Source organism: Phyllobacterium brassicacearum (assembly GCF_003010955.1).
GTDB lineage: Bacteria > Pseudomonadota > Alphaproteobacteria > Rhizobiales > Rhizobiaceae > Phyllobacterium > Phyllobacterium brassicacearum.
In genome coordinates, this window is the sequence record NZ_PGGO01000054.1 from 1 (window position 1) to 3,544 (window position 3,544).

General features: G+C 61.0%; 3 protein-coding genes. All 3 read right to left on the reverse strand.

All coding sequences use genetic code 11. The features are described from left to right. Positions 1 to 88 (reverse strand): hypothetical protein (locus CU102_RS31250; protein WP_483428630.1); only part of this gene is annotated, 88 nt, incomplete at its 3' end. A 208-nt stretch (positions 89 to 296) separates the two neighbouring features. Then, the gene (locus CU102_RS28135; RefSeq protein WP_106714332.1) at positions 297 to 1,646 is read right to left on the reverse strand and encodes an HlyD family type I secretion periplasmic adaptor subunit; all 1,350 of its coding nucleotides are present in this window, start codon (positions 1,644 to 1,646) and stop codon (positions 297 to 299) included. Further along, complete coding sequence (locus CU102_RS28140; protein WP_106714333.1) at positions 1,643 to 3,373, reverse strand: type I secretion system permease/ATPase; 1,731 nt, start codon at positions 3,371 to 3,373, stop codon at positions 1,643 to 1,645. The genes CU102_RS28135 and CU102_RS28140 overlap by 4 nt, the downstream gene beginning before the upstream one ends. Positions 3,374 to 3,544: the final 171 nt, after the last annotated feature.

Genomic DNA, 3,544 nt, shown 5'->3' on the forward strand with positions numbered 1-3,544 from the left:
CGCCATTGATGATCATCACCTCGGCCGGCATTTCCGGGACCAGGCGGACATCATCGAGCTTCTGAAGCGCATCAGGGGCTACTTTCACTTTTGCGAGAAAATACGAACTGCGCGAACGCGGTTAGCAATACGCGTGTCTTCATTCCTGGATACACGTTGTTGGTTTTGGCGCGTCGCAACCCGATACGACAAGCTGCTCGCCAACTTCGTCAAACTCGCCGCTATCGCTATCTGGTTCAGGTCGTTAACTCGTCACTACGCCCTGGTCAGATAAAAAAGTCGTTGGCGGCCTACGGCTATTTCTCCCGCATTGCTCGGCGGAAGTTCTGCGTGATCGGCTCGGCGACATAGGAAAGCACGGTGCGAGCACCCGTCCGGATCATCACCTCGCTGGACATGCCGGGCAGCAGCTTGCGGCCCTCCAGCTTGGCAAGTTCGCTCTTGTCAATCAACACGGTCGCGGCGAAATACGGCGCCCCGCTGCGCTCCTCCACCATGCGGTCAGCCGACACAATCTCCACGACGCCATCGAGTGGCGGCAGGTCGTAGCGGGCGAAGGCCGGGAAACTGACGCGCGCGGGCTGTCCGGGTGCGATCGTCTCGACATCCTCTGGTTTGACCATAGCCTCGACCACGAGTTGCTGTCCGAGCGGCACGACTGTCATCAACGTCTCACCGGGTTTTACGACACCGCCCGCCGTGTGGACCTTCAGGTCCATGACGATGCCGTCCACTGGCGCGGCGACATTGGTGCGGGTAAGCACGTCCCTGGCGGAACGCTCCTGCTGTTTGAGGTCAAACAACTCCGCCTCGACCTTGCTGAACTCCTCGACGGCCTCGTTCAGCCGCACTGTGTTGAGGTTCAGGATTTGCATGTCAATTTCGGCCATGGCGCTTCTGGCACGAGCGATTGCCGCGACGTTGGTAGCGCGCTCCCCCTCGAACTCCCGCTGTTGTCGTCTGAGCAACAGGTTCCGTTCGCGGGTGGTCAGCCCCTTCTTGAGCAGACTCTCAAGGTCTTTGGTTTCACCCTCGATCGCCTCGATCTGCTTGTCCTCGGTGACGATAAGCTCCTCCAGTCCCGTTATCTCTTCCTCGGTCTGGTTACGGCGCTGGTTGAGAATTTCCCGCTCGTCCTTCAAGTGGTGGTGCTTCGCCGCGAACACGTCACGCTGTGCGGCCACCGCGTCCTTTGCGGCGGCGGCGGGGTTTGCGAGCAACGTCGGATCAAACTCGATCTCGGCCTTGTCGTCACGCTCGGCCCTGAGACGCGCGGCCAGAGCCTCACGCGTTGCTATCCGGTTCTGGATCAGGTCAAGCTGCGCCTTTGCCTGTGTGCTATCGAGTCGGATGAGGACCTTGCCCGCCTTGACGATATCGCCGTTGGCGGCGTTCAACTCCGCGATGATGCCGCCCTCGAGGTGCTGGATGAGCTTGCGATCGCCGGCAACCTTGATAACGCCCGGTGCCACTGCGGCGCTGTCCAACGGTGCCAGCACTGCCCAACCCCCGGCCACGCCGAAGAAAAGGAACATGATCGCGAACCCGGTGAGCTTCACGCCTGTGAGACGCAGGGGTACCTGTTCCGGTGCGGAGGGTGACGGAACGGGTAACGGCACGACGTTCATATCTGTTTTCGTTTTCATGCCTGGTTCGCCACTATAGTTGGCATCTGCCTCACCTCGCGGATGCGCGCGGCTAGTTCATTGAAGACATAGTCACGTGGACCGAAGAGATCTTGTTGGCCCCGGTTGAGGACCAATATCTTGTCAACCTTCTCCATGATATTCGGTCGGTGCGCGATCAGGATAATGGTCGTGCCCGCCGCCTTGACTGTGCTGAGGGCTGCGATCAATGCGTCCTCACCCTCGCGGTCGAGGTTAGAATTGGGCTCATCCAGGATAATGAGTGCCGGGTCGCCGTAAAGTGCCCGCGCCAACCCGATGCGTTGGCGCTGCCCGCCTGACAGCACCGCGCCGGATTCGCCGATCTCGGTGGCGTACCCCTTCGGCAGCCCTTTGATCAGTTCGTGAACGCCCGCCAACTGCGCCGCCTTGACAACGTTGTTGAATACCGCTGGGTTGAGCTTCGCGAAGCGGCAGATGTTTTGAGAGACGGTACCGGCGAAGAGCTCGATGTCCTGCGGCAAGTAACCGACATAATGACCACGGTCCTCCGCCGCCCATTGGGCAACGTCCATGCCGTCCAGTAACGCACGCCCCCCTGTTGGACGCCAGGCACCGGCCAGTATTCGCGCCAGACTCGTCTTGCCGGCCCCGCTCGGGCCGATCAACGCCATTGCTTCACCCGGCTTGAGCTGGAAGTTAATCCCTTTCAGGATATGCTCGCCACCCTGTCGGGCAAGCACAAGGTTGTCGGCCTCAAACCTGCCTTTCGGTCGTGGCAATGGCAGAACTGGTGTGGCCTCCGGGTGCTGTCCGGCGACTGCGGTGAGACGCCGGTAAGCGGCACGCGCTCCGACCGTCGCCTTCCATGTGCCGATCGCTTGCTCGACCGGGGACAACGCGCGCCCCATCAGGATTGAGGCGGAGATCATGATAGCGGGTGAAGCCTCGTTCTGAAGTACGAGATAAGCACCAAGGCCCAGTATGGCCATTTGCAGGCCCAGTCGGTGACAGCGCGCGATAGCCGCGATGACGCCGCCACGGTTGGCAGCAAGAACGTGTCCTTTGTTTGCCTCGTCCGTCTGCTCCTTCCAGCCCTCCAGCAGTGGCTTCAACATGCCCATCGCTTGTACGACCTCGGCGTTGCGGATCGCTGCCTCAGCCTGCACGAATGCCCGCGACTGTGCGCTTGCGGCCTCGGTCAACGGCTTGCGTGTGAGGTACTCGTTGAGCAACGCCAACGCAAATAGTACGATCCCGCCGACCAGCGCCAACCAGCCCAACCAAGGGTGCATGAGGAATATGGCGGCGAAAAATAGCGGTGCCCAAGGGGCGTCAAGGATCGGGAAGATGCTCGGGCTGGTGAAGAAATTCCGTACTTGATCGAGGTCGCGCAGCGGACGGGCGTTGGCCTGACCGGGCGCTGAGGCGGCATATTCTACCGATGCGGTCAGGAGAACTGGTGCCAACCGCGCGTTCATCCACGATCCGACGGTAGCCAGAAGACGCCCGCGCACCACCTCCAGCCCCGCCATTGTCGCGAGTGCCCCTGCCGCCATCAGCGACAGCATCACCAACGTCTCCAGGCTGTGACTGGACAACACGCGGTGGTAGACCTGGAGCATATAAAGCGCCCCGGTCAGCATCAGCACGTTGATGCCACCGCTGAACCAGATAAGCGGGCGGATGGCGCGCCTGGCCTCTTTCATCACCACCTGCAAGGCAGGGGGCTGTTGGTTGGTTTTCATCATTTCTCTCTCTGGTGTGCGGGATAACATCTCGTGCAACAGATCGGGGTGGTCGTACCGGGGGCAGCATTGGCCGCCCCCGTTGGTCAAGTGTCAGGCGACGTCAACAAGTATGTGCTGCATCGCTGTCTGGTCCGCGTCCGCGTCTTCCACCTGGAAGGCGAAGTCGAG

Coding starts and splice junctions, on each gene's coding strand:
- CU102_RS28135 (WP_106714332.1), bottom strand. CDS start 1,646: ATGAAAACGAAAACAGATATGAACGTCGTGCCGTTACCCGTTCCGTCA.
- CU102_RS28140 (WP_106714333.1), bottom strand. CDS start 3,373: ATGAAAACCAACCAACAGCCCCCTGCCTTGCAGGTGGTGATGAAAGAG.